Here is a 22,674-nt window from a genome sequence, read left to right on the forward strand (position 1 = left end):
TTCGAAACTTTCGAATTTATGCCGCCGCTACATGCGCCGAATTCGAGCCGATATAGTTACGGATCGTTTCGATGATCCGGTCCTGGTCAGCCTCGCTCAGATAGGGATGCATCGGCAGGCACAGGATGCGCTTCGGCAACTCTTCCGAAACGGCAAGGCCGGTCGGCGTGCGCGGATAATCGCGATAGGCAATCTGGCTGTGCAGCGGTTTCACATAGTAGATAACCGACGGAATGCCCTTTTCACCGAGATGTGCCTTGAGCCCGTCGCGTTTCGGCGTTTCGATGGCGTATTGCGCCCAGGCCGAGCGGCCGCCGCCCAGATTGCGCGCCGCCTTGACGATATCGCCGAGACCTTCGGCATAGCGATTGGCGACCGCTTGCCGCGCCACCATCTCGTCCTCGAGGATGGCCAGCTTCTCGATCAGGATCGCCGCCTGCAGCGTGTCGAGCCGCGAGTTGATGCCGACGCGGACATTGTCGTATTGCGTTTCGCCCTTGCCGTGGAAGGCGAACGAGCGCAACTGTTCGGCCAGCGCATCGTCATTGGTGAACATCGCACCGCCGTCGCCATAGCAGCCGAGCGGTTTTGCCGGATAGAAGCTGGTCGAGCCGACGGTGCCGAACGAGCCGCACATCTTGCCGTCAGCCGAGCCGCCGGTCGCCTGCGCCGCATCCTCGATGACCATCAGGCCTTCGCGGTTGGCGATGGCCATGATCGCCTCGTAATCGGCGGCGAGGCCGAACAGGTCGACGGGAATGATTGCCTTCGGCCTCAGCCGGCCTTCCGCCTTGATCATGGCAATCGCCGCCTCGAGGCTGGCGACGTCGATGTTGTAGCTGTCGGCATCGACGTCGACGAACACCGGTTCGGCCTTGGTCAGCGCCACCACTTCGGCCGTGGCGGCGAAGGTGAAGCTCGGCACGAACACCGCGTCGCCCTGGCCGATGCCGGCGGCAAACAGCGGCAGCAGCAGCGCATCGGTGCCGTTGGCGCAAGCGACCACATGCTTGGTGCCGATATAGGCGGCGAGCTTGTTTTCGAATTCGGTGACCTGAGGTCCGAGAATATAGCGGCCTTCGTCGACGACCCGGTCGATTGCCGCTTTCAGCCTGTCGCGGATGCGTTCGCGCTGCGCGCCAAGATCGATGAACTGCATGTCGGCCTCAAACGGTTTAGCCAGATAACCGGCCGCTGGTAGCAGACTTGGCACGGCCGAGAAAGCCGCAGGGCAAAACCCTGAATTGCTCAAGTGTCGCAGCCTGTTACCTCTGGTTTCCGATCTGCCCTCTTAAACGCGAGGAAATCCGGGCTTCGGCATGCTTGATGTGGCCTTTGTATCCCGCCCCACTGGCTGGGCGAAACATAAAGTGATCGCCGGCAAGCGGTCCGCGAGGCTGTTGCCAGCCGGTCAGGCGATTTCATGCCGCCATGGCGGGTTGGCGCCGGCCCGCGATACCGTCACCGCCGCGGCTTTGGCGCCGAGCGTCAGCGCCTTGTGGATGGCTTCTTCCGGCAAGCTGGCGATTGCCGTCTTCGAGAGCAGACCCTGCTCGTGCAAGGAGGCAAGAATGCCGGCATTGAATGTGTCGCCGGCGCCGACCGTATCGACCACCTCGACCTTGTCCGGCACGACGGTGACCCGGTGCTGGCTGCTGTAACCGACCGCGCCCTCGCTACCATGGGTGACGACGATCAGCTTCGGACCGCGCTCCAGCCAGTTCCGGACGACGTCCTCATGCGAGCCGGCTTCGCCGAACCAGTTCAGATCCTCGTCCGACAGTTTCACGATGTCGGCCATCGCCATCATGTTGCGGATGCGCCTGAGGTGCTTGGCCTTGTCCGGAATGAAGTTTGGCCGGATGTTGGGGTCGAGCATCATCACGCGGCGCTCATGCTCGCGTCGCATGAACTCTTCATAGGCCGACCCGGCTGGCTCCGAGATCAGGCTGATGGCGCCGAACAGCATGGCCTCGATCTCGCTGCCGAGTTCCGGCAGGTCCTCGATGGTCAGCATGCGTCCGGCGGTGTTCTCGTCATAGAATGTATAGGTCGCCTGGCCGTTGGTGAGCCGCACGAAGGCGAGCGTGGTCGGACGCGGCGAGGTGTGCGCATAGGTGGAACTGACCTTGCTGGCCTCCAGCGCCTCTCTGAACTGGCCCCCGAACAGATCCGACGACAGGCCGGAGAAAAAGGCAGCGGGCCCGCCGAGCCGGCCAAGCGCAATTGCCGAGTTGAAGACGGCACCGCCGACATAGGGCGCAAAGGCCGGCTCGCCCTCCGTCGTGGTGCGCGGCAGCATGTCGATCAGGGCTTCGCCGCAGCAGAGAATCATGAAGTCTTGCTTTCCGGCGGATAGATCACGCCCTTGCGAATGATGATGTTGGCATAGAGCCGCGGCTCGCTTGTCGCGACGATCGCGTGCGCGGCCTTGACCCGTGCATAGAAGTCGGCGCCGGCAAGCGCAACCACCTTGCGGCCCGGCGCACGTCTGGCGCAGATCGCTTCCATCTCATGGTGAACCGGATCGGCGAGCAGGGGATCGCCTTTGGCCGAGGCGCGAAACAGCGCCTGCGGCACGGCGTCGTCGACAGGCAATACGCTCAATACCGCATCGAGCACCGGGACGAGATGATGACCGTCGGCGCGGATCAGCCGCTGTGCCTGCTGTTCGGCCGGGTAGTTGCCGTCGACCAGCGCGATCTCGTCGCCATGGCCCATGGCGCGCAACATCGCCAGAAGCTCCGGGCCGAGCAGCGCCGGGATACCGATCAGCATGCTCAGAAGCTCCGGGAAATCGTGGTCGAGCCGATGAGGAAGCGCTCCGACAGCGGCAGGCTGGCGCCACCCAGCGCCCGCGCATGGATGCCGACCGTTCCCTCGCGAACGGCCGGCAGCCTCAGGCCTTCGCCGTCGATCCTGCCGATCGCCTGGATGACGGCATCGACAAGCCGCCTGCGCACGCCGAGCGGCATCCATCCGTCGATCACCGCGGCTTCGAAATCGATGACGGACGACGCCGCAACGATGGCATAGGCGAGCGCCTGCGAGGCGCTGGCGATCCAGTCGTCAAGCTCGGCACCGATCTCGCCCCAGTCCCCCGGTGAGGTCCACAGATGCGAGGCCTCGACGCCGCGTGCGTTGAGCGCCTTCTCCAGCATGGCGATCGACGCCACGTCAATCAACTGCGTCGGCTTGCCGTCAGGCCCGGGCACCGGCATTGAGCCCAGCGCGCCGGCATTGCCGGTTGGGCCGCCAAACAGCCGGCCGTTCAGCACGATGCCGCCGCCGGCAAAGGCGCCGATGTAGAAATAGACGAAATCGCGCGCCGCGCCCGCCGCGTGGCCGAACACGAGCTCGGCGCCGCAGGCCGAGGTGGCATCGTTCTGCAGATAGACTGGAAATTCGCATTGCGCCTGGATGTCGGCGCGGATGTCGCGATGGCGCCATTCGTCCATGATTTCACGCGGCGCGCCGGCGGTATCGGCCCAGTTCCACAATTCGAACGGCATGGCGATGCCAAGCCCGGCGATGCGTTTGTCCTGCGCAGGGGTGAGTTCGCCGCGCATCTTCTTCATGCCGCTCGTGACGAATTCCACCGTCTCGCGCGGCGCCGGATAGCGGTACGAATGCTGCAGCATCGAGCGCACATTGCCGAGGAAATCGATCAGCACCAGCTCGGCGCTGCGGCGGCCGATCTTCAGGCCGATGAAATAGGCGCCGTCGGGATTGAGCGCCATGGGTATCGAGGGCTGGCCGATCTTGCCGCGCAACGGCGCCTGGCGGACGAGCAGGTCGTCCTCCTCCAGCTCGCGCATGATGACGGACACTGTCTGCGCCGAAAGGCCCGTCATGCGCGCAATATCGGATTTGGCCAGGCTGCCGTGCTGACGCACCAGCGACAGCACCAGCCGCTCATTGTGGTCCCGCATGCCGCTTTGATTGGTGCCGCGGTGCAGACGGCTTTCGGCCGCATCGGGCGAACCGTGCCTCGTAACGCCGGTCTCCACCCCTGTTCCTCCCGTCGTTTCCCCTCAATGCTTTTGGTCTAGAGTGGGTGAACAATCCTGCGATGTCAATAATAAATAAGAGTGATTTAATTATTGACAGTGCTGGCGGACTGGTGTCTCTTGAGATCGGCGTCGACACTGGGAGATTTCGTCGGACGCGCTGCAGGTGCCGGTTGGCCGGCATCCTAAATGGTTCCATGGGAGGAAAATCGTGACCACGTCAAAACTGTTGAAATCCACCGTGTTTGCCGCGGCCGGACTGAGCCTGATGGCCTTTGCGTCAACGGCATCGGCCGCCGGGGTCGGCGCCTGCTTGATCACCAAGACCGACACCAATCCCTTCTTCGTCAAGATGAAGGAAGGTGCCGCCGCGAAAGCCAAGGAAATTGGTGTCGATCTGAAGGCCTACGCCGGCAAGGCGGAAGGTGACAATGAGGGCCAGGTTGCGGCGATCGAATCCTGCATCGCCGACGGCGCCAAGGGCATTTTGATCACCGCCACCGACACTGCGGCCATCGTGCCGGCGGTGAAGAAGGCGCGTGATGCAGGGGTGCTGGTGATCGCTCTGGACACCCAGCTCGAGCCTGCCGACGCCGCGGATGCGACGTTTGCGACCGACAATTTCAAGGCCGGCGAGCTTATCGGCTCCTGGGCAAAGGCCACCTTGGGCGACAAGGCCAAGGACGCGCACATCGCCTACATGGATCTTATCGCCAGCCAGCCCTCTGTCGACGTGCAGCGTGATCAAGGCTTCATGAAGGGCTTCGGCATCGACCTCGGCGACCCCAACAAGATCGGCGACGAAACCGACGCACGCAATGTCTGTCACGATCTGTCGAGCGGCAATGAGGATGGCGGGCACACTGCCATGGAGAATTGCCTGCAGAAGGATCCGGATATCAACGTCGTCTACACCATCAACGAACCTGCGGCCGCGGGCGCCTACCAGGCGCTGAAGGCCGTCGGCAAGGAGAAGGACGTCCTGATTGTCTCGGTCGATGGCGGCTGCCCGGGTGTCAAGAACGTTGCCGAGGGCGTGATCGGCGCCACTTCACAGCAATATCCACTGCTCATGGCCTCGCTCGGCATCGAGGCGATTAAGACCTTTGCCGACAGCGGCAAGAAGCCTGAGCCGTCGCCCGGTCTGAACTTCTACAACACCGGCGTGACGCTGATCACCGACAAGCCTGCCGCCGGCATCGAATCCATCGACACGAAGCAAGGCCTCAGCAAGTGCTGGGGTTGATTTGATCCCCTGATCGGCTCAACTTCAAAAGAACAATAGAGAATGTGGAGCGGTTTCGGCCGCTCCACATCACAGGCGGGAGGTCGACTTGAGCGTCGAAACAACCAGGAGCAAGGGACCGCAGGAATTCGAGACGGTCCTGGCCACTAGCGACACCAGCGTCGCTTCATTCGAGACGCATTCCCGCTCGACGCTGGAGAGCATCCAACACCGCTTGCACAAAAGCCCTGCCATGGTGCCGCTGATCATCCTGATCATCTCGGTGGCTCTGTTCGCAGTCGTCGTCGGCGGACGCTTCTTTTCTCCTTTCACCCTCACCCTGATCCTCCAGCAGGTGGCGATAACCGGCATGGTCGGCATCGCGCAGACACTGGTGGTGCTCACCGCCGGCATCGACCTGTCCGTCGGCGCCATCATGGTGCTGAGCTCGGTCGTCATGGGCCAGTTTGCCATGCACTACGGTGTCCCAGCGCCGGTGGCCGTTGCCGTCGGGCTGCTTGTCGGCGCGATTTGCGGCTTGATCAACGGCATTCTCATCGCCTGGGTGAAACTGCCGCCCTTCATCGTGACGCTCGGCACCTGGTCGATCTACGCTGCCATCAACTTCATCTATTCCGGTAACGAGACCATCCGCAGCCAGGATCTCGAGACGACGGCGCCGCTGCTGCAGTTTTTCGGCGGATCGTTCAGGATCGGGGGCGCCGTCTTCACCTATGGCGTGCTGTTGGTGCTGATCATGGCGGCAATTGCCTGGTACGTGCTCAATCACACCGCGTGGGGCCGGCATGTCTATGCGGTGGGCGACGACCCGGAGGCCGCGGAACTGTCGGGTGTGCGCGTCAGCCGGATGCTGGTCGCGGTCTACACGCTGACTGGTATCATTTGCGCCATCGCCGGCTGGGCCCTGATCGGACGCATCGGATCGGTCTCGCCGCAGGCCGGGCAGTTCGAGAACATCAATTCGATTACCGCCGTGGTGATCGGCGGCACTTCGCTGTTCGGCGGCCGCGGCTCCATCCTCGGGACCATCTTCGGTGCGCTGATCGTCGGCGTGTTCGCGCTCGGCCTCAGGCTTTGGGGGACAGACCCGCAATGGACGCAATTGTCCGTCGGAGCCCTTATCATCATCGCTGTTGGTATCGACCAGTGGATCAGGAAGATCTCGGCATGAACCAAACTCACGAACCGATCCTTACCGCGCGCAGCCTGGTCAAGCGCTACGGCCGCGTCACCGCTCTCGACAGCGCAGACTTCGACCTCTATCCGGGGGAAATCCTTGCTGTCATTGGCGACAACGGCGCCGGCAAGTCGTCGCTTATCAAAGCCATTTCCGGAGCGGTCACCCCGGACGAAGGTGAGATACGGCTTGAAGGCAAGCCTATTGCCTTCAAATCACCGATGGAGGCGCGCGAGGCCGGCATCGAGACCGTCTATCAGAACTTGGCTCTGTCGCCGGCGCTGTCTATCGCCGACAACATGTTCCTCGGCCGCGAGATCCGCAAGCCCGGGTTCCTCGGCGAATGGCTGCGCATGCTCGACCGTCCGGCGATGGAAAAGCGTGCCCGCGACAAGCTCACCGAACTTGGCCTGATGACGATCCAGAACATCAGCCAGGCGGTGGAAACGCTCTCCGGCGGCCAGCGCCAAGGCGTGGCGGTGGCGCGTGCCGCCGCCTTCGGCTCGAAGATGGTCATCATGGATGAGCCGACGGCCGCGCTCGGCGTCAAGGAGAGCCGCCGCGTGCTCGAACTCATACTCGACGTCAAACGCCGAGGCCTGCCTATCGTGCTGATTTCACACAATATGCCGCATGTCTTCGAGGTGGCCGACCGCATCCACATTCATCGGCTCGGCCGTCGCCTGTGTGTCATCGATCCGAAGCAGTATACGATGTCCGACGCCGTCGCCTTCATGACTGGCGCCAAGGTGCCGCCGGAAGCGGCGCTGGCGGCTTGAGCAAGAACTTGAGGCCCATCGCCGAGGGGCCCAAACGCGATGTTTCCAAATGCCAAATTGCCGCAGGGCAACCCGGCTTGCGATCACCCGAATCGATTGAACATCCGGTGGGATGCACTAGCATTGGCAGAGATGGTGAAAGCCGCATGATCCTGGCAACGTCACGAGAGGCAGCATGACGCGCGCGATGACAACCGAAGCTCCTCTGCCCACGCTCAAAAACCCGGATCCCAAGACGCTCGCCGAGGAAGTCTTGCAAGCCCTCAAATACAGGGTCGGCAAGGGCACCAACGTTGCAACCCAGTACGATTGGCTCACCGCCTCGATCAAGGTTGTACGCGACCGCATAGTCGATCACTGGATGCAGGCGACCCAAGAGGCCTACGCCCAGCAGGAAAAGCGCGTCTACTACCTGTCACTGGAATTCCTCATCGGCCGCCTGATGCGCGATGCCTTCTCCAATCTCGGCCTGATGGACAATATGCGCGAGGCGCTGTCGTCGCTTGGCGTCGACCTCGACATCATTGCTGCGCTCGAACCGGACGCTGCCCTTGGCAATGGCGGTCTTGGCCGGCTCGCCGCCTGCTTCATGGAAAGCATGGCGACCGTCAATATCCCCGCGCATGGCTACGGCATCCGCTACGCCAACGGCATGTTTCGGCAGGAGATCCATGACGGCTGGCAGGTGGAGCTGCCCGAGACATGGCTCGATCACGGCAATCCCTGGGAGTTCGAGCGCCGCGAACGCTCCTTCGAGGTCGGCTTCGGCGGCTCGGTAGAATCGGTCACGTCGAAGGACGGCCGGCTCGAGCGCCACGTCTGGAAGCCGACCAAACATGTTCTGGCAGTCGCCTATGATACGCCGGTTGTCGGTTGGCGGGCCAACCGCGTCAACACGCTGCGTCTGTGGTCCGGCATGCCGGTCGACCCGATCCTGCTCGACAAATTCAACGCCGGCGATCACATCGGCGCGCTCGCCGAAAGCAACAAGGCCGATGCGTTGTCGCGCGTCCTTTACCCGGCCGATTCCCACAAGGCGGGCCAGGAGTTGCGGCTCAGGCAGGAGTATTTCTTCTCCACCGCCTCGCTGCAGGACATCGTCCAGCGTCATCTCAGCCAGTATGGCGACCTGCAATCGCTGCCCGACAAGGCGGCGATCCATCTCAACGACACCCATCCGGCGATCGCCGTAGCCGAGCTGATGCGCCTGTTGATGGATGTCCACGGCATGGATTTCGACCAGGCCTGGAGCATCACCAAGCGCACCTTCGGCTACACCAACCACACGCTCCTTCCCGAAGCGCTGGAAAGCTGGCCCGTGCCGCTGTTCGAGCGGCTGTTGCCGCGCCACATGCAGATCGTCTACGCCATCAACGCCGAGGTGCTGCTCGAGGCGCGCGCCTCCGACCAGTTCTCGGACGAGCAGATCAGCCGCATCTCGCTGATCCAGGAAAATGGCGATCGCCGCGTGCGTATGGGCAATCTGGCCTTTGTCGGCTCGCACTCGATCAACGGCGTGTCGGCATTGCATACAGAATTGATGAAGGAGACGGTGTTTGCCGACCTCCACAGGCTCTACCCGGATCGCATCAACAACAAGACCAACGGGATCACACCGCGGCGCTGGCTGATACAGTGCAATCCCGGCCTCACTGCACTCACCCGAGAGGCGATTGGCGACGGCTTCCTCGACGACATCGACGAGATAAAGCGGCTTGATCCTTTCGCTGAGGACGCAGCCTTCCGCGACAAGTTCGCCGCCGTCAAACGGGCGAACAAGACGAGGCTTGCCAAGCTCGTTGCCGACCGGCTCGGCATCAAGGTCGACCCATCGGCGCTGTTCGACATCCAGGTCAAGCGCATCCACGAATACAAGCGCCAGCTCTTGAACATTCTCGAAGCGGTCGCGCTTTACGACCAGATCCGCTCGCATCCGGAGCGCGACTGGATGCCTCGCGTCAAATTCTTCGGCGGCAAGGCGGCGCCCAGCTATCACAACGCCAAGCTGATCATCAAACTTGCCAACGACGTCGCCCGGGTCATCAACCGCGACCCGGCGGTGCGCGGTTCGCTGAAAGTGGTGTTCGTGCCGAACTACAATGTCAGCCTTGCCGAGATCATGATGCCGGCCGCCGATCTTTCGGAGCAGATATCGACCGCCGGCATGGAAGCGTCCGGCACCGGCAACATGAAGTTCGCGCTGAACGGCGCGCTGACCATCGGCACGCTCGACGGCGCCAATGTCGAGATCAAGGAATGCGTGGGCGACGACAATATCTTCATCTTCGGCCTGACCACCGATGAGGTCGCCGAGCGACGCAACAATGGTTACGATCCGCGCGCTGTGATCGAGGGATCGCCTGAATTGGCGCAGGCGCTGGCCGCGGTTTCATCCGGAGTCTTTTCACCTGATGATCCGGACCGTTATCGCGACCTGATCAACGGTCTTTACCAGAGCGACTGGTTCATGGTCGCCGCGGATTTCGATGCCTACGCCGCCACCCAGCGCGACGTCGATGCCGTCTGGCGCAACAGCCCGGACTGGTACGCCAGAGCCATCCGCAATGTCGCGCGCGTCGGCTGGTTCTCGTCCGATCGAACGATCCGCCAATATGCGAAAGACATATGGCACGTGCCCGCCTGATATGATTGCATGAGGCCACGAACAATGTGGTCCTAGTGGAGTGGATTTGACCCTCGCATCCCTTGGAGGGTAAGGCGGCATGCGAATGTCGAATTCAAAACTCCACTAGAAACATACACTTGGTGCCCGGGGAGGGTCACTGCCTGATGAGCAAGCCGCGCGCGACCGTTGCGACAAGCGGGCCGGACGGACTGGCGCCAGCCGGCGATGTCGCGGCGATTGTCGCCGGCACGCACGGCGATCCGTTTGCCGTGCTTGGCGTGCATGAGGCGGGAAAGGGCTTTGTCGCCCGCTGCTTCGTCCCTCATGCCGAGTTCGTCACCGCCTATACGCTGACCGGCAAGAAGGCCGGCGAGCTGTCGAGACGCGACGACCGCGGTTTCTTCGAAGGCAAACTGTCGCTGCGCAAACGCCAGCCGCTGCGCTATCACGCCAGGAATTCCGGCGGTGACTGGTGGCTGACCGATCCATATTCCTTCGGTCCCGTGCTCGGCCCGCTGGACGATTATTACATCGCCGAAGGGTCGCATCTCAGGCTGTTCGACAAGCTCGGCGCCCATCTCATCGACCATGAAGGTGCATCGGGTGTGCATTTTGCGGTGTGGGCGCCCAATGCAAGGCGCGTCTCGGTGGTCGGCGACTTCAACGAGTGGGACGGCCGCAGGCATACCATGCGCGTCCGCCGCGACACCGGCATCTGGGAGCTGTTCATTCCCGACATCGGCGCTGGCCGCCCATATAAGTATGAAATCATCGGGCCGGATGGCGTGAGATTGCCGCTCAAAGCCGATCCGTTCGCCTTCAAGTCCGAACTGCGCCCGGCCACCGCCTCGGTGACGGCACTGCCGCCGGCGCATGAATGGGGTGACGAGGCGCACCGGAACTACTGGCGCAATGCCGACCACAGGCGCGAAGCCGTATCGATCTACGAGGTCCATGCCGGGTCATGGCGGCTTCACGACGACGGCAGCTTCCTGTCGTGGGATGAGCTCGCCGACAGGCTGATCCCTTACGTGGTCGAGACCGGTTTTACCCACATCGAATTCATGCCGATCTCCGAACACCCTTATGACCCGTCCTGGGGCTACCAGACGACGGGTCTTTATGCGCCGACTGCCCGCTTTGGCGATCCGGACGGTTTTGCCCGCCTCGTCGACGGCGCCCACCGTGCAGGCATCGGCGTCATCCTCGACTGGGTGCCGGCGCATTTCCCGGTTGACGAACACGGTCTGGCAAAGTTCGACGGTACCGCGCTCTACGAACATGCCGATCCGCGCAAGGGCTTCCATCCCGACTGGAACACCGCGATCTATAATTTTGGGCGCCGCGAAGTGATTTCGTTCCTGGTCAACAATGCGCTGTTCTGGGCCGAGAAATATCACGTCGACGGACTGCGCGTCGATGCGGTCGCCTCGATGCTTTATCTCGATTATTCTCGCAAGGCCGGTGAATGGATTCCCAACGAGAAGGGCGGGCGGGAGAACCTCGAAGCGGTCAGCTTCCTGCAGCGTATGAACAAGGAGGTCTACGGCCACCATCCAGGTGTGATGACCATCGCCGAGGAATCGACCTCGTGGCCGAAAGTCTCGCAGCCGGTGCATGAAGGCGGACTGGGCTTCGGTTTTAAATGGAACATGGGCTTCATGCATGACACTTTGGAGTATTTCTCCAAGGAGCCGATCTTCCGCAAGCATCACCACAACGACATCACCTTCGGTCTGGTCTACGCCTTCAGCGAGAATTTCGTGCTGCCGCTGTCCCATGACGAAGTGGTGCACGGCAAGGGCACGCTGCTCAACAAGATGGCCGGCGACGACTGGCAGAAATTCGCGACGCTGCGCGCCTATTACGCGTTCATGTGGGGTTATCCCGGCAAGAAGCTGTTGTTCATGGGCCAGGAGTTCGCACAGCGCCGCGAGTGGAGCGAGGGGCGCGCGCTCGACTGGAACCTGCTCGATTTCCGGCTCCACCGCGGCGTCTGGCAGACGGTGCGCGATCTCAACTATCTCTACCGCTCGCGCCCCGCGCTGCATGCCCGCGACTGCGAGCCGGAGGGCTTTTCCTGGCTGATCGTCGACGACAGCGCGAACTCAGTATTTGCCTGGCTGCGCAGCGCGCCGGGCGGCAACCCGGTCGCCGTCATTTCCAACTTCACGCCGGTGCCGCGCGACAATTACCGCGTGCCGTTGCCGCACGCCGGAAAATGGCGCGAGATCATCAACACCGATGCCACGGATTATGGCGGTTCCGGCAAGGGCAATAGCGGCGTCGTCGAGGCTCGGGCGGAAGGAGCAGGCATTTCGGCGACGATGCTTTTGCCGCCGCTGTCGACGATCATGCTCGAATTCGTCCCGGACTGAGCTATGTCTGGAGCATCTAACCTGGGAGGATAGGAATGGCTGAAACAAAACGAACACAGCCGCTGGCACGCGACGCCATGGCTTATGTGCTGGCCGGCGGCCGTGGCAGCCGGCTCAAGGAACTGACCGACCGCCGCGCCAAACCGGCGGTCTATTTCGGCGGCAAGACCCGCATCATCGATTTCGCGCTCTCCAATGCGCTCAATTCCGGTATCCGCCGCCTCGGCGTCGCCACCCAGTACAAGGCGCATTCGCTGATCCGCCATCTGCAGCGCGGCTGGAACTTCCTACGGCCCGAGCGCAACGAGAGTTTCGACATTCTGCCGGCCAGCCAGCGTGTGTCGGAAACGCAATGGTATGAGGGCACCGCCGACGCCGTGTACCAGAACATCGACATCATCGAGGCCTACGGGCCGGAATACATGGTCATCCTGGCCGGCGACCACATCTACAAGATGGACTACGAAATGATGCTGCGCCAGCATGTCGAGGCCGGCGCCGACGTCACCGTCGGCTGCCTCGAAGTGCCACGCATGGAAGCTACCGGCTTCGGCGTCATGCATGTCGATCCCAAGGACACCATTATCTCCTTCATCGAAAAGCCCGCCGATCCGCCAGGCATTCCCGACAAGCCGGATTTTGCGCTGGCCTCGATGGGCATCTATGTGTTCAAGACCAAGTTCCTGATGGAGCAATTGCGTCGCGATGCGGCGGAGCCCGGCTCGAGCCGCGACTTCGGCAAGGACATCATCCCCTACATCGTCGAGCACGGAAAGGCGATCGCCCATCGCTTCGCCAAATCCTGCGTGCGCTCGACCGCCGAGAACGAGGCCTATTGGCGCGACGTCGGAACGGTCGACGCCTATTGGGAGGCCAATATCGACCTGACCGACATCACGCCGGAACTCGACCTTTACGACCGCGACTGGCCGATCTGGACTTATGCCGAGTTGAAGCCGCCGGCAAAGTTCGTGCATGACGAGGATGGCCGCCGCGGGTCGGCCGTGTCGTCTCTCGTGTCGGGCGATTGCATCGTTTCGGGCGCTTCGCTGAAGCGAAGCCTGATCTTCACCGGCGCGCGCATCAATTCCTATTCGACGCTGGAGGAGGTCGTCATGCTGCCGGACGTCCATGTCGGCCGCAACGCCAGGCTGAAGCGCGTGGTCATCGATCACGGCGTCAGGATCCCGGAGGGGCTGGTGGTCGGCGAGGATCCCGTCCTCGACGCCAAGCGTTTCCGCGTTTCGGAAAAAGGCATCTGCCTCGTCACGCAGGACATGATCAACAGGCTGGGATCGTAGTGCATGCAGGTTCTGTCGGTGGCGCCCGAGATCTTTCCGCTGGTCAAGACGGGCGGGCTCGCCGACGTGACCGGCGCCTTGCCCGTGGCATTGGCCGGCAAGGGCGTCACCATGCGCACGCTCGTCCCCGGCTATCCTCAGGTGATGGGCGCCTTCAGGAAAAAAAAGCCGGTTCAGCAATATCCGTTGCTGCAGGGCGGCAAGGCCTCGGTGCATGCCGTCCAGATCGCCGGGCTCGACCTGTTCGTGCTTGACGCGCCGCATCTTTTCGACCGTCCCGGCGGCCCATACGGCAACGCGACCGGCGCCGACTGGCCGGACAATTGGCGGCGGTTCGCGGCCTTGAGCCAGGTAGGCGGCGATATTGCCGGCGGCGCAATCTCGGGCTACCTGCCCGATATCGTCCATGCCCATGACTGGCAGTCGGCAATGACGCTTGCCTACATGCGCTACGGCAAGGCGGTCGGCACGCCGTCGATGATCACCGTGCACAACCTCGCCTTCCAGGGGCAGTTCGGCGCCGGCATCTTTGGCGAGCTTGGCCTGCCGGCGGCGGCGATGGCGCTCGACGGCGTCGAATATTACGGCGGCGTCGGCTTCCTCAAGGCCGGCCTGCAGGCGGCGTGGGCGATCACCACGGTCAGCCCGACCTATGCGCAGGAAATCCGCTTGCCCGAATTCGGCATGGGCCTCGACGGCCTGATCAACATGCGCTCCGTCGATCTCCATGGCATCGTCAACGGCATCGATACCGAGATATGGAACCCGGAAACCGACAAGCATCTGGTTTCCAACTACACCGCAAAGACGCTCAAGGCACGGATGCCCAACAAGGCCGCGGTCGAGGACCGCTTCAGCCTCGATCGCGATGACAGCCCGATCGTTTGCGTCATCAGCCGTTTGACCTGGCAAAAGGGCATGGACATATTGGCGGCGGCCGTCGACGGCATCGTTGCAAGAGGTGCGCGGCTGGCGATCCTCGGCTCCGGCGATGCCGGGCTCGAAGGCGCATTGCTTGCCGCCGCAGCCCGCCATCGCGGCCGCATCGGCGTCGTCGTCGGCTATGACGAGGGACTCTCCCACACCATGCAGGGCGGCAGCGACGCCATCATTATCCCATCGCGCTTCGAACCTTGCGGGCTGACACAGCTTTACGGCCTGCGCTATGGCTGCGTGCCGGTGGTCGCGCGCACCGGCGGCCTTGCCGACACGATCATCGATGCCAACGAAGCCGCCATCTCTGCCGGCGTGGCGACCGGTTTCCAGTTTGCGCCCGCCAATGCCGGCGCGTTGCTGCACGCCGTCCGCCGCCTTGTCGAGGCGCATGCCAATCCCGCAGTGTGGACGTCGATGCAGCGGCAAGGCATGAAGGCCGACGTTTCGTGGGACAAAAGCGCCGAAAAATATGTCCAACACTATCGCTTGCTGCTTTCGAAAAGGGCTGCCTGACTGATGATCCGCACCGTCGCCACCAAACCCTATCCCGACCAGAAGCCCGGCACCTCCGGGCTGCGCAAGAAAGTCCCGGTGTTCCAGCAGGAGCACTATGCCGAGAACTTCATCCAGTCGATCTTCGATGCGCTGGACGGGTTCGAGGGCAAAACCCTGGTGATCGGCGGCGACGGCCGCTTCTATAACCGCGAGGTCATCCAGAACGCCATCGCCATGGCCGCGGCAAACGGCTTCGGCAAGGTGATGGTCGGGCAGGGCGGCATCTTGTCGACGCCGGCCGCTTCGCATGTCATCCGCAAATACAAGACCTTTGGCGGCATCATCCTGTCGGCTAGCCACAATCCGGGTGGCCCGCATGAGGATTTCGGCATCAAGTACAATGCCGGCAATGGCGGCCCGGCGCCGGAAAAGCTGACCGACGCGATCTTCGAAAAAACCAAGGCGATTTCAAGCTTCAAGATCGCCGATATCGGGCAGGTCGACATCGACACGATCGGCACGGTCAAGACGGGGGACATGACCGTCGAAATCATCGATCCTGTCGCCGACTATGCCGAACTGATGGAAAGCCTGTTCGATTTCGACGCATTGCGGGCGCTGTTCAAGTCGGGCTTCCGCATGCGCTTCGACGCCATGCATGCGGTGACCGGCCCCTACGCCAAGGAGATCCTCGAAAACCGGCTCGGCGCGCCCAACGGCACCGCCCGCAATTTCATTCCGCTGCCGGATTTCGGCGGCCATCATCCCGATCCCAATCTGGTGCATGCAAAACACCTCTACGACGAGATGATGGGGCCGGATGCGCCAGACTTTGGCGCCGCCTCGGATGGCGACGGCGACCGCAACCTGATCATCGGCAAGGGAATTTTCATCACCCCGTCTGATTCGGTGGCGATGCTCGCCGCCAACGCCCATCTGGCGCCGGGCTACAAGGCCGGGCTGAAAGGCATCGCCCGCTCGATGCCGACCAGCGGTGCTGCCGACCGGGTCGCCGAAAAGCTCGGCATCGGCATCTACGAGACGCCGACCGGCTGGAAATTTTTCGGCAATCTGCTCGATGCCGGCATGGCAACGATCTGCGGCGAGGAGAGTGCGGGGACCGGCTCCAACCATGTCCGCGAAAAGGACGGCCTGTGGGCTGTGCTTTTATGGCTCAACATCCTTGCCGTGCGCGGCGAAAGCGCCAAGCAGATCGTCACCCAGCATTGGGCGGCCTATGGCCGTAACTATTATTCGCGCCACGACTACGAGGAGGTCGAGATTGATCGTGCCAACGCGCTTGTCGACGAGCTGCGCGCCAAGCTCGGCTCGCTGCCTGGCACCAGCGTGCGCGGCATGACGATCGCCAGCGCCGATGATTTCGCCTATCACGATCCGGTCGACGGCTCGGTCAGCAAGAACCAGGGCATCAGGGTGTTGTTCGAAGGCGGCTCACGCGTCGTCTTCCGCCTGTCCGGCACCGGCACCTCGGGCGCGACGCTGCGGCTTTATGTCGAGCGCTACGAGCCGGACAAGAACCGCCACGATCTCGACACCCAGGAGGCGCTTGCCGATCTGATCGCGGCGGCCGACGACATTGCCGGGATTCGCAGCCATACCGGCCGCGCCAAACCGAGCGTCATCACCTGATGTCGTCGGGACTATCCGCCGGCTATCGTCCGCGATTTGGCGGGCTTGCCGGGGAGGGCGGCATCCGCTTCGCCGCATGGTCCTCGTTGGCTCGGCGCATCTGGGTTTCGATTTTCGACGAACACGGCAACCGCGAAATCGACCGGCTGGAACTCCAGTCGGAAGGCGAGGGCGTCCACGCACTTTTTGTTGCCGGTCTCGCCGCCGGCACCCGATACGGGTTCCGTGCCGATGGCGACTACGCGCCGGAACACGGTTTCTGCTTCGATCCCGACAAGCTGCTGGCCGATCCCTATGCCGTCGAGATCGACAGGCCCTATGCCTATGACGGCCGGCTCGCCGCGCGCCGGGGCGAGGGGGCCGACACGGCGCCGCTGATGCCGAAAGCCATCGCCGGCGCCCTGCCGGAACCCTTGCCTGCCTTGCCGCCTCTGTTTCGGTCCGGCGGCCTCATCTACGAGGTGCCGGTACGCGCGTTCACAAAGCTGCATAAGGATATTCCCGAGAAGCAACGCGGCACCATTGGAGCGCTCGCTCACCCCCTCGTTGTCGAGCATCTGCAAAAACTCGGCGTGGCAGCCATTGAGTTGATGCCGGTGACTGCATCGATCGACGAACGGCATTTACCGCCGCTCGGTCTGCGCAACGCCTGGGGTTATAATCCCGTGACCTTCATGGCGCTCGATCCGCGACTGGCGCCCGGCGGTCTGGCCGAGTTGCGCGGAACGGTCGCCGCGCTGCGCGAGGCCGGCATCGGCACCATTCTCGACCTTGTGTTCAACCACACCGGCGAAAGCGACCGGCTCGGCCCGACATTGTCGCTGCGCGGCCTCGACAGCCGCGCCTATTACCGGCACGAGCCGGACGGCGCTCTGGTCAATGACACCGGAACCGGCAATACGGTTGCGTGCGATCATCCGGTCGTCCGGGAAATGGTCCTCGACACGCTTCGCCACTTTGTCCAGCGCGCCGGTGTCGACGGATTCCGCTTCGACCTGGCGCCGATCCTCGGCCGCGTCGACGGCGTTTTCGACGCCGATGCGCCGCTGCTGAACGCCATTCGCAAAGATCCTGTTCTTGGCGACCGGGTGCTGATCGCCGAGCCTTGGGATATCGGACCGGATGGCTATCAGCTCGGCAATTTTCCGCCGCCCTTCCTCGAATGGAACGACAAATACCGAGACGATATCCGCCGCTTCTGGCGCGGCGACGGCGGCATGATCGGTGCGCTGGCGACGCGGCTTGCCGGTTCGTCCGACGTCTTTTCCAAAGCAGGCCAGACAATGAGCCGCAGCGTCAATTTCATCGCTGCGCATGACGGCATGACGCTGGCCGATATCGTCGCCTATGAGCACAAGCACAACGAAGCCAATGGCGAACAGAACCGCGATGGTCACGACGACAACCTGTCCTGGAACAATGGCATCGAGGGCGAGACCGGCGACCAGTCAATCGTTACGGCCCGTTTCGATGACCAGTGCGCGCTGCTGGCGACGCTCTTTGCCTCGCGCGGCACGATCATGCTGACGGCCGGCGACGAGTTCGGCCGCACGCAGGGCGGCAACAACAACGCCTACGCGCAGGACAATGACATTACCTGGCTCGACTGGGCCGGGCGCGACCTGGCGCTCGAGCACCATACGGCTCTGCTCGCCAGGATGCGTCGCGCCGTGCCGGCGCTCTTGGACACAGCATTCCTGACCGGAGAACAGCCTGCGGGCTCGGAAATACCAGACGTAGCCTGGCTGACGGAAACCGGCGTGCCGTTCGACGAGGCAGCCTGGCACGATGCCAGGCGGCACCGGCTGGTCATGGTTCTCGGTAGCGGTGAGAACAGTCGCCTTGCGGTGGTCATCAATGGCGACCGCCGGGCCTGCATGTTCACGCTGCCGGAACGGGCGGGTTTTCATTGGCGCCCTGCCATCGAAACGGATACTGGCGACATCTCACGGCCGGTGCCTGGGCGAACGGTCATGTTCATGATCGAACGCCGGGCCGCGCGGGTGGGCGCAGGGGAGAGCCATGATGGCTGACAATGCCGAATGGTGGCGCGGCTGCGTCATCTACCAGATCTACCCGCGCTCCTTCCAAGACACGACAGGCGACGGCAGCGGCGATCTCAGCGGCATCACCTCGAGGCTGGCCCATGTCGCATCGCTCGGTGTCGACGCGGTTTGGCTGTCGCCTTTCTTCAAGTCGCCAATGGCCGATATGGGCTACGACGTTTCGGATTACTGCGCCGTCGATCCGATGTTCGGCACATCAGAGGATTTCGACGCGCTGGTTGCCGAGGCACACCGGCTCGGCCTGAAGGTGATCATCGATCAGGTCTTGTCGCATTCGTCGGATCGGCACGAATGGTTCGTCGAAAGCCGCACGAGCCGCGACAACCCCAAGGCCGACTGGTACGTCTGGGCCGATGCGAATCCCAACGGCACCGCCCCCAACAACTGGCTGTCGCTTTTCGGCGGCCCGGCCTGGGAATGGGACGCAACGCGCAGGCAATATTACCTGCACAATTTCCTTGGCTCGCAGCCGGACCTGAATTTCCACAACCCGCAGGTGCAGGACGCCTTGCTGGAAACGGTGCGGTTCTGGCTCGAGCGTGGCGTCGACGGTTTCCGGCTGGATACGGTCAACTATTATGTCCACGACCGCTGGCTGCGCAGCAACCCGCCTTTGGCGGAAAGCGTCGCCGGCACCAATACGGCAACCAGCCCCTATCTCTATCAGGAGCATCTGTTCGACAAGAGCCAGCCGGAAAACCTTGCTTTCCTCAGGCGCTTCCGGGCCTTGCTTGACGAATATGAAGGCCGCGTCGCTGTCGGCGAGATTGGCGACGAAACTCGTTCCTTGCAGACACTCGCCGCCTATACCGGCGGTGGCGACAAGCTCCAAATGTCCTACACGTTCGACCTGCTCGGCCCGCAATTCTCGGCGTCGCATGTGCGTGGCTGTGTCGAGGCCTTCGAGAGTAAGGTGTTCGACGGCTGGGTTTGCTGGGCGTTCTCCAACCACGATGTCGTGCGCCATGTCAGTCGATGGACAAGGCCGGGCGGCGATCCGGACAGGGTGGCGAAATTCTCGATCGTGCTGCTTTCTTGGCTGCGCGGATCGATCTGCCTCTACCAGGGCCAAGAACTCGGGCTGGAGGAGGCCGAACTGGCGTTCGAGGATTTGCGCGATCCCTTCGGCATCCGCTTCTGGCCGGCAATTAAGGGACGGGATGGGTGCCGAACGCCGATGGTCTGGGAGGCTGGCGCCGACAATGCCGGCTTTTCGACCGGCAAGCCGTGGCTTCCGGTCCCGGCAAGCCATCGCGCCCAGGCGGTCGACGTCCAGGACGGCGAGCAAACCTCCGTCCTGGCGAGCTACCGGGCGATGCTGGCCTTGCGCAAGCAGCATCCGGCGCTGGTTCGAGGCTCGATCCGGTTCCTCGATGCCGAAGGCGACGTCCTTGCTTTCATTCGCGAAGGCGGTGACGAAAAGCTGCTCTGTGTCTTCAATTTCGCCGACGAGCCGGCCGGCTGGCAATTGCCACCGGATCTGGAAGCGATAGAGCCGATAGACCTTGGCGGTGCTGCCGGCGTCTTGCACGAAAGAACTCTGTCGCTGCCGCCGCTGGGCTGCTTCCTCGGCCGGATCGGCTGAGCTCTATTTCATTATCTCATTGAACGAGCACGGAGCGCCCGCAAGTCGCGCCGACAACCCGCACATCGGCCTCGCCGACATGCACGCCGACAGCTGCTAGCACGTTATAGACCAGTTCGTCGACCGGCGCCGTCACGCCGTTCAGAACCGTTACCACCGCCGGCTTAACCGTTCCGAGCAGGGCCGTCACGTCCAGCCCGAGGCCCAGTGCATTGACCGAGAGCGAGAGGCCGCTGACCAGCGATGTCGTGAGTGATTGCGTCAGGTTTTTTGTGGCGACAGTTTTTATCGTCTTGTTGGCGATATCGGTGCTGTCGAACGTCAATGCGGTCGGATCGTTGTTGGTGATGGCAAGTGATGAAGAACCCTTCACATCGAGCAGATTGAGGGTGAGCAGCAGAAGCTTCACGCTTACCTGGGCAATCGTGGCATCGGAGAACGATTGCGGATTGCTGAAATCGGCGAAGGCCGATGGATTGTTGTCGGCGTCGCTGGCGGCAAGGTGCAGCGAGGCCACGCCAGGCTGCGCGGCGATCGAGACCTTGATGCTATCCGGCCGGCCCGTCGGGCAGCTGATGTCGGTCAGCTTGGCTTCCGCATAGGCGACTTCGACATGCAGAGGCAGGTTGACGGACAGCAGACTGATGCCGCCGCCCAGATTGGAATTGCCGATGCCCACTGTGGTGACCAGCTTGATGCGCGTCTGCGCGGTGCGCACCACGGTGCCTTTTTCCCCGACGGCCAGCCAGGGTGAGTATTGCATCGGTTCACCGATGGCGATGGCGAGCGTGGTGGAGGTAAGTCCCGGAATAGTGGCGCCGAGATCGACCTGGACCTGGTTTGAGCCATTGGCCAGCGAGGCGGCGGCACCCAGCATGCCCATCGCGCTTGCGTCGACGGAAAAGCCGGGAGACTTTTGTCCGAGGCCGAGCTTACCGATCGAGCCAAGATCGATAAGATGACTGAGGGGTATCTTGACTGTGTTGGTGGCCCTCGACGCGATCGTCTGCAGCACAAGTTTGCTGGCGCTGCCCGACCCGGACGCATTGGCCATGGCGGTCGCGATCTGGCCTACCGTCGCTTTTGACGCCAGAACGTCGGAATAGCTGACACCTGTCAGTTGCAACTGTACGGCAAGGGCATCGACGAACGAAAGCACGTTTACATCGGCCGAGATCAGCGCGTTGTAGTCCATGACGCTGAGCGAAATGTTGGCGCCCAGCAACTTGCTGAGAAGCGCGTTGAGGATGCCGCCATTGACGCTGAGGAGCCTGGACCCGACCGAGAACATCGCTTGCGGGGTCACACTGGCAATGGCTTCGGTGCCGACAACCGGAGTAGGGATGAGCGAACTGGCGAAATACCGGGCGGGGATTTTTCGCAGAGTGACGCGAACGGCGTTGTAAGGCGTTTTGCCGGCTTCGAAGCGCTTGTCGACACCAACGGAGGACGCCGCTGAGTATCGGCCGCCGGTGACCGACACGACGGTTTTGCCAACCGTGGGAACAATTGTCTGACCTGCCTTTTGAACAATGATGCCGGGCATTCGGTTGTCACTGAGCGTGGTTACCGCCGCGGCTTCCATATTGTTGATGTTCGACGCCGCGGTGATCGCCGCCAGATCGGTCATCGCCTGGGCTTCCCTGCGCTCCGTGTAGATCGAACCTTCGTCGACAGCGAAGGCCGCCAACCCCAGCGCGAACGGTGCTATCAGCGCCGTCATGACGGCAAAGTTCGCCTTCTCGTCGCCAACCATCGAGCGAGCGATCCGCCCGATGCTCCTCAGCAAGAACTGCGACATTTCAAATGCCTCCAATCCTGATGGTCGACCTGCGCGACATCGTGGTTTGCGGCATCGCAAGGCTTGGTAACAGGTTCCAGATCGGCAGGTTGCTGGCATCGTACTGGATCGACACGACGAACTGATTTCCGTCGGCCGTGCTGTCCGTCGCCTGATAGGTCAGCTTGCCGGAATCGACGAACGGGTATCCACTGGCATTGTTTTTGACGAAACTCGCCACCAGCGCCTGGCGCTCGGTTTGATTCAATCCGGCAATTGCGGTGCGGGCGGCATCGGCGGCGATTTGCTGCAAGGAGTTGCTTGCACCAAAATAGATACCATATGCAACCATTCCGAGCAAAAGAAGGATAAAGATTGGGGAAAGCAGGGCGAACTCGACCGCGGAAGTTCCGGACTCTTCTCCAATTTTGCGTAGATTCGTCCGTACGTGGCGCAATATTTGACGCTTCAATGCGACAGTATTACTGTCTATCTTGTTCATTGCCCTTGCCCGTTGGAACCCAAGGTCGATGTGCCAATTCCATCGAAATTTGTAACCCTTGGTTGCCTAAGAACCAATTAATACAATCCGGTAAACTGAAATGATCGGCCAGATTATTTCCCAGATCGGCGTTCTGGCCAGGA

16 protein-coding genes are annotated in these 22,674 nt (G+C 62.4%); 10 read left to right on the top strand and 6 right to left on the bottom strand.

Annotated features, from left to right (window positions below; translation table 11 throughout):
- Positions 1–16: 16 nt before the first annotated feature.
- From NKJ28_RS15550 to NKJ28_RS15565, 4 genes are all read right to left on the bottom strand, one after another.
- Positions 17–1,159 (bottom strand): DegT/DnrJ/EryC1/StrS family aminotransferase, encoded by a 1,143-nt coding sequence (locus NKJ28_RS15550; RefSeq protein ID WP_352569913.1) that lies wholly within the window; start codon positions 1,157–1,159, stop codon positions 17–19.
- A gap of 252 nt (positions 1,160–1,411) precedes the next feature.
- A complete protein-coding gene (locus NKJ28_RS15555) occupies positions 1,412–2,335 on the bottom strand; it encodes a carbohydrate kinase family protein (protein WP_352569912.1) in 924 nt (307 codons plus the stop codon).
- Positions 2,332–2,778: an RbsD/FucU family protein gene (locus NKJ28_RS15560; protein WP_352569911.1), complete on the bottom strand. Its 447-nt coding sequence runs from the start codon at positions 2,776–2,778 to the stop codon at positions 2,332–2,334. Before NKJ28_RS15560 ends, NKJ28_RS15555 begins: the two co-directional genes overlap by 4 nt.
- Positions 2,779–2,780: 2 nt before the next feature.
- Positions 2,781–4,010 (bottom strand): ROK family transcriptional regulator, encoded by a 1,230-nt coding sequence (locus tag NKJ28_RS15565; protein ID WP_352636383.1) that lies wholly within the window; start codon positions 4,008–4,010, stop codon positions 2,781–2,783.
- Between the two features lie 229 nt (positions 4,011–4,239).
- On the opposite strand from NKJ28_RS15565, the gene NKJ28_RS15570 reads away from it, so the two are divergent.
- The 10 genes from NKJ28_RS15570 (at position 4,240) to bglA (ending at position 20,249) form a co-directional block, all read left to right on the top strand.
- Positions 4,240–5,256 carry a sugar ABC transporter substrate-binding protein gene (locus NKJ28_RS15570; protein WP_352449223.1) on the top strand — a complete coding sequence of 339 codons (1,017 nt, stop codon included), beginning with the start codon at positions 4,240–4,242 and terminating at the stop codon, positions 5,254–5,256.
- An 88-nt stretch (positions 5,257–5,344) separates the two neighbouring features.
- The gene (locus tag NKJ28_RS15575; RefSeq protein ID WP_023679302.1) at positions 5,345–6,427 is read left to right on the top strand and encodes an ABC transporter permease; all 1,083 of its coding nucleotides are present in this window, start codon (positions 5,345–5,347) and stop codon (positions 6,425–6,427) included.
- Positions 6,424–7,212 carry an ATP-binding cassette domain-containing protein gene (locus tag NKJ28_RS15580; protein WP_023679303.1) on the top strand — a complete coding sequence of 263 codons (789 nt, stop codon included), beginning with the start codon at positions 6,424–6,426 and terminating at the stop codon, positions 7,210–7,212. The genes NKJ28_RS15575 and NKJ28_RS15580 overlap by 4 nt, the downstream gene beginning before the upstream one ends.
- 175 nt (positions 7,213–7,387) lie before the next feature.
- Positions 7,388–9,856: a glycogen/starch/alpha-glucan phosphorylase gene (locus NKJ28_RS15585; RefSeq protein ID WP_352636384.1), complete on the top strand. Its 2,469-nt coding sequence runs from the start codon at positions 7,388–7,390 to the stop codon at positions 9,854–9,856.
- 146 nt (positions 9,857–10,002) lie between these two features.
- Complete coding sequence (gene glgB, locus NKJ28_RS15590; RefSeq protein WP_352636385.1) at positions 10,003–12,216, top strand: 1,4-alpha-glucan branching protein GlgB; 2,214 nt, start codon at positions 10,003–10,005, stop codon at positions 12,214–12,216.
- 35 nt (positions 12,217–12,251) lie between these two features.
- Complete coding sequence (gene glgC, locus NKJ28_RS15595) at positions 12,252–13,517, top strand: glucose-1-phosphate adenylyltransferase (RefSeq protein WP_023679306.1); 1,266 nt, start codon at positions 12,252–12,254, stop codon at positions 13,515–13,517.
- 3 nt (positions 13,518–13,520) lie between these two features.
- Positions 13,521–14,966 (top strand): glycogen synthase GlgA, encoded by a 1,446-nt coding sequence (gene glgA, locus NKJ28_RS15600; protein ID WP_352636386.1) that lies wholly within the window; start codon positions 13,521–13,523, stop codon positions 14,964–14,966.
- A gap of 3 nt (positions 14,967–14,969) precedes the next feature.
- Complete coding sequence (locus tag NKJ28_RS15605) at positions 14,970–16,598, top strand: alpha-D-glucose phosphate-specific phosphoglucomutase (protein WP_352636387.1); 1,629 nt, start codon at positions 14,970–14,972, stop codon at positions 16,596–16,598.
- Entirely contained in the window at positions 16,598–18,631 is a 2,034-nt protein-coding gene (glgX, locus tag NKJ28_RS15610) for a glycogen debranching protein GlgX (protein ID WP_352636388.1), read from the top strand. Before NKJ28_RS15605 ends, glgX begins: the two co-directional genes overlap by 1 nt.
- A complete protein-coding gene (bglA, locus tag NKJ28_RS15615) occupies positions 18,621–20,249 on the top strand; it encodes a beta-galactosidase BglA (protein ID WP_352636389.1) in 1,629 nt (542 codons plus the stop codon). Before glgX ends, bglA begins: the two co-directional genes overlap by 11 nt.
- Positions 20,250–20,265: 16 nt before the next feature.
- Here the strand turns inward: bglA and NKJ28_RS15620 are convergent, their stop codons facing one another.
- Complete coding sequence (locus tag NKJ28_RS15620) at positions 20,266–22,050, bottom strand: pilus assembly protein TadG-related protein (RefSeq protein WP_352636390.1); 1,785 nt, start codon at positions 22,048–22,050, stop codon at positions 20,266–20,268.
- A gap of 1 nt (position 22,051) precedes the next feature.
- The gene (locus NKJ28_RS15625; protein ID WP_352636391.1) at positions 22,052–22,531 is read right to left on the bottom strand and encodes a TadE family protein; all 480 of its coding nucleotides are present in this window, start codon (positions 22,529–22,531) and stop codon (positions 22,052–22,054) included.
- Positions 22,532–22,674: the final 143 nt, after the last annotated feature.

The sequence above is a fragment of the Mesorhizobium sp. M0145 genome, from assembly GCF_040322355.1.
Lineage (GTDB): Bacteria > Pseudomonadota > Alphaproteobacteria > Rhizobiales > Rhizobiaceae > Mesorhizobium.

Excerpts from the sequence above, each read along its gene's own strand:
- NKJ28_RS15550 (WP_352569913.1), bottom strand. The coding sequence starts at position 1,159 with ATGCAGTTCATCGATCTTGGCGCGCAGCGCGAACGCATCCGCGACAGG.
- NKJ28_RS15555 (WP_352569912.1), bottom strand. The coding sequence starts at position 2,335 with ATGATTCTCTGCTGCGGCGAAGCCCTGATCGACATGCTGCCGCGCACC.
- NKJ28_RS15560 (WP_352569911.1), bottom strand. The coding sequence starts at position 2,778 with ATGCTGATCGGTATCCCGGCGCTGCTCGGCCCGGAGCTTCTGGCGATG.
- NKJ28_RS15580 (WP_023679303.1), top strand. The coding sequence starts at position 6,424 with ATGAACCAAACTCACGAACCGATCCTTACCGCGCGCAGCCTGGTCAAG.
- NKJ28_RS15585 (WP_352636384.1), top strand. The coding sequence starts at position 7,388 with ATGACGCGCGCGATGACAACCGAAGCTCCTCTGCCCACGCTCAAAAAC.
- glgB (WP_352636385.1), top strand. The coding sequence starts at position 10,003 with ATGAGCAAGCCGCGCGCGACCGTTGCGACAAGCGGGCCGGACGGACTG.
- glgC (WP_023679306.1), top strand. The coding sequence starts at position 12,252 with ATGGCTGAAACAAAACGAACACAGCCGCTGGCACGCGACGCCATGGCT.
- glgA (WP_352636386.1), top strand. The coding sequence starts at position 13,521 with ATGCAGGTTCTGTCGGTGGCGCCCGAGATCTTTCCGCTGGTCAAGACG.
- NKJ28_RS15605 (WP_352636387.1), top strand. The coding sequence starts at position 14,970 with ATGATCCGCACCGTCGCCACCAAACCCTATCCCGACCAGAAGCCCGGC.
- glgX (WP_352636388.1), top strand. The coding sequence starts at position 16,598 with ATGTCGTCGGGACTATCCGCCGGCTATCGTCCGCGATTTGGCGGGCTT.
- bglA (WP_352636389.1), top strand. The coding sequence starts at position 18,621 with ATGATGGCTGACAATGCCGAATGGTGGCGCGGCTGCGTCATCTACCAG.
- NKJ28_RS15620 (WP_352636390.1), bottom strand. The coding sequence starts at position 22,050 with ATGTCGCAGTTCTTGCTGAGGAGCATCGGGCGGATCGCTCGCTCGATG.
- NKJ28_RS15625 (WP_352636391.1), bottom strand. The coding sequence starts at position 22,531 with ATGAACAAGATAGACAGTAATACTGTCGCATTGAAGCGTCAAATATTG.